Origin of the sequence: Sphingomonas sp. (genome assembly GCF_019746015.1) — a bacterium.
Taxonomy (GTDB): Bacteria; Pseudomonadota; Alphaproteobacteria; order Sphingomonadales; family Sphingomonadaceae; genus Sphingomonas.
Map to the genome: position 1 here is coordinate 1 of NZ_JAIESM010000057.1, position 3,251 is coordinate 3,251.

The following is a 3,251-nucleotide window of genomic DNA, read 5'->3' on the forward strand; positions in this document are numbered from 1 at the left end:
AACGTGCAGTTCCTGCGCGAGAGCCTGAACGCGCAGCGCCGCGCGCGTGATGAGGCGCCGCTGTCGGGCGCGGACTTTCTGAAGCTCGCGCGGGCGCAGGCGGCGGCACTGGGGCTCGACGCGGAAATGCTGAAGCGCCCCGTGAATGTCGGCTTTTCGGGCGGCGAGAAGAAGCGCAACGAGATGGTGCAGATGGGCATTCTGGCCCCCAGCCTCGCCATTCTGGACGAGACCGACAGCGGGCTCGACATCGACGCGCTGCGCGTGGTGGGCGAGGGGATCAACCGCATCATGCGCGCGCCCGATCGCGCCGTGGTGCTGATCACGCACTATCAGCGGCTGCTCGATTATGTCGCGCCCGACTTCGTGCATATTCTGAGCGACGGGCGGATCGTGAAGACGGGCGGGCCGGAGCTGGCGCTGACGCTGGAGGCCGAAGGCTATGCGGGGGTGGCGGCGTGAGCGGCGGCCACAAGATCCTCCCCGAGCTCGGCTCGGGGAGGGGGACCATGACGCGCAGCGGCATGGTGGAGGGGCATGACCCCGCCACCGCTGTTGCGGCCTTCCCCTCCACCGCGCTTTGCGCGGTCCCCCTCCCCAAGACAAGCTTGGGGAGGAACTGATGTCGCTCACCCTTCCCACCCGCCGCGACGAGGCGTGGCGCTATAGCGATCTGGCGGCGCTGGGCGGTGCCTGGCCGGTGGCAGAGCCTGAGCATATCGCGGTGCCGGCCGGCGCGGCGATTGCCCGCGTCGTCGTGCAGGATGCCGCGCCCGATGCGGTGGCAGTGCAGGATTATGTGATCGATCTGGCCGCCGGCGCGCGCGCGACCTTCCATGTGCTGAACACCGGCGGCCGGCTGGGGCGGGTGACGATCGACGTCACCCTGCACGAGGGCGCGCATTTCGAGCTGGGCGCGGCGATGCTGGGCGGGGCGGAGCAGACGCTGGAAATCGTCACCACCGTCCGCCATGTCGAGCCGCATGCGACCAGCAACCAGCTGGTGCGTTCGGTGCTGGGCGCGCGCGCGACGGGCAGCTATCTGGGCAAGGTGGCGGTGGCGCGGCATGCGCAGAAGACCGACGCCAGCCAGTCGGTCAAGGCGATGCTGCTGGCGCGCACCGCGACCGCCAATGCCAAGCCCGAGCTGGAAATCTTCGCCGATGATGTGAAGTGCGCGCATGGCGCGACGGTGGGCGAGCTGGACGCGATGGGGCTGTTCTACCTCCAGAGCCGGGGCCTGCCGCCGGCCGAGGCCAAGGCGCTGCTGCTGCAGGCGTTCATCGCCAGCGCGTTCGAAAGCGCCGACGACGCCACGCGCGAAACGCTGGAGGCCGCCGCGCAGGCGGCGCTGGAGAAGCTGCTGTGAGCGACCTGAAAATCCTCCCCGTTCACGGGGAGGGGGACCGCCGGCCGCAGGCCGGGGGTGGAGGGGGCGCCGATGCGGCGCCCGGCTCTGCCAGCCCCCTCCACCAAGCCGCTGCGCGCCTTGGTCCCCCTCCCCGTGCCGGGGAGGATCTGGGGGCGCGGCACCGCGCCGACTTCCCCGGCCTGCCCGAGGGCTGGCATTATCTGGATAGCGCCGCCACCGCGCAGAAGCCGCAAGCCGTGATCGACGCGATCGCGCGCGCCTATGGCCCCGATTATGCGACCGTCCATCGCGGCGTCTATCAGCGCTCGGCCGACATGACGCTGGCGTTCGAGGCGGCGCGGGCCCGCGTTGCGCGCTTCATCGGCGCGGCGAGCGCGGACGAGATCGTGTTCGTGCGCGGCGCGACCGAGGGGATCAATCTGGTCGCGTACAGCTGGGCCGCGACGCAGCTGAAGCCGGGTGACCGCATCCTGCTGTCGACGCTGGAGCATCATTCGAACATCGTGCCGTGGCAGCTGGTGGCCGAACGGGTGGGCGCGGCAATCGACGTGGTGCCGCTCACCGCCGATCACCGCATCGATCTGGACGCGATGGCCGCGATGATCACGCCCCAGCACAAGCTGGTGGCGCTCGCCCATGTGTCGAACGTGCTCGGCTCGGTGCTCGACGGCGCGCGCGCGGCGCAGATCGCGCATTCGGTGGGCGCCAAGCTGCTGCTCGACGGGTGCCAGGCGGTGCCGCGCCTGCCGGTTGATGTGGCGGCGCTCGGCTGCGATTTCTACGTGTTTTCAGGCCACAAGCTCTATGGTCCGACCGGCATTGGCGTGCTGTGGGCGCGCGGCGACATTCTGGCGCAGATGCCGCCCTGGCAGGGGGGCGGCGCGATGATCGACAAGGTCAGCTTTGCCGGCACCACCTATGCCCCGCCGCCGGCCCGGTTCGAGGCGGGCACGCCGCATATCGCGGGCGCCGCGGGGCTGGCGGCCGCGATCGATTATGTGGAAACGGCCGGCGTCGCCGCGATCCACGCGCATGAGGCGGCCCTGGTGCGCGCGGCGCGCGCGGCGCTGGGCGCGATCAATTCGGTGCGGCTGTTCGGCCCCGAGGACTCGGCCGGCATTGTCAGCTTCGCGATCGAGGGGGTGCACCCGCACGACATCGGCACCATCTTGGATGAAGGCGGCGTGGCGATCCGCGCCGGCCACCACTGTGCCCAGCCGCTGATGGCGGCGCTGGGGGTGGAGGCAACCGCGCGCGCCAGCTTTGGCGTCTATTCCACCCCGGCCGATGTCGCCGCGCTGGTCGCGGGGATCGAACGGGTGACACGGATCTTCGGATGAACGGGATTTTGGCATGAGCAAGTTTGAGGTCGAGGAAGTGGAACAGGTGCCCACCCCACCCAAGGCGCGCGTGGAGCAGGACGGCGCGCGCGCGCAGTTCGAGCGCAAGCGCGACTATCTGGACGGCTTCCTGAAGGCGCAGGCCCCGGCCGAAAGCGATGGCGAGGGGCCGGGCAGCGCGGTTTATGAGGCGGTGATCGCGGCGCTGAAGGACATTTACGACCCCGAAATCCCGGTGAACATCTATGAGCTGGGGCTGGTTTACAATGTCGAGGTGAGCGACGGCCATGTCGTCGTCACCATGACGCTGACGACGCCGCACTGCCCGGTGGCCGAATCGATGCCGGCGGAGGTTGAAATCCGCGTCGGCGCGGTGCCCGGCGTCGGCTCGGCCGAGGTCAACCTGGTCTGGGATCCGCCCTGGGACCCGGGCAAGATGAGCGACGAGGCCCGGCTAGAGCTGGGGATGCTGTAGCTGTTTGCCCCTCCGCTTCGGGGGAGGGGTTACGACAAGTCTCCCCTCCCGCTTGCGGGAGGGG

At 70.0% G+C, this 3,251-nt stretch carries 4 protein-coding genes; all 4 read left to right on the forward strand.

From position 1 onward, the window contains the following. Positions 1-462, forward strand: a 462-nt coding sequence (locus K2Y03_RS08680; RefSeq protein ID WP_367114766.1) for an ABC transporter ATP-binding protein, incomplete at its 5' end; no start/stop codon positions are given. A gap of 157 nt (positions 463-619) precedes the next feature. Further along, positions 620-1,369, forward strand: a complete 750-nt coding sequence (locus tag K2Y03_RS08685) for a SufD family Fe-S cluster assembly protein (RefSeq protein ID WP_294090068.1) — start codon at positions 620-622, stop codon at positions 1,367-1,369. A gap of 149 nt (positions 1,370-1,518) precedes the next feature. Then, positions 1,519-2,712 carry a SufS family cysteine desulfurase gene (locus tag K2Y03_RS08690; RefSeq protein WP_294090070.1) on the forward strand — a complete coding sequence of 398 codons (1,194 nt, stop codon included), beginning with the start codon at positions 1,519-1,521 and terminating at the stop codon, positions 2,710-2,712. 13 nt (positions 2,713-2,725) lie between these two features. Further along, complete coding sequence (locus K2Y03_RS08695; protein ID WP_294090065.1) at positions 2,726-3,187, forward strand: SUF system Fe-S cluster assembly protein; 462 nt, start codon at positions 2,726-2,728, stop codon at positions 3,185-3,187. Positions 3,188-3,251 lie beyond the last annotated feature (64 nt).

What these genes read in the sequence shown, in the direction of transcription:
- K2Y03_RS08695 (WP_294090065.1), top strand. Translation starts at nt 2,726, where the DNA reads ATGAGCAAGTTTGAGGTCGAGGAAGTGGAACAGGTGCCCACCCCACCC.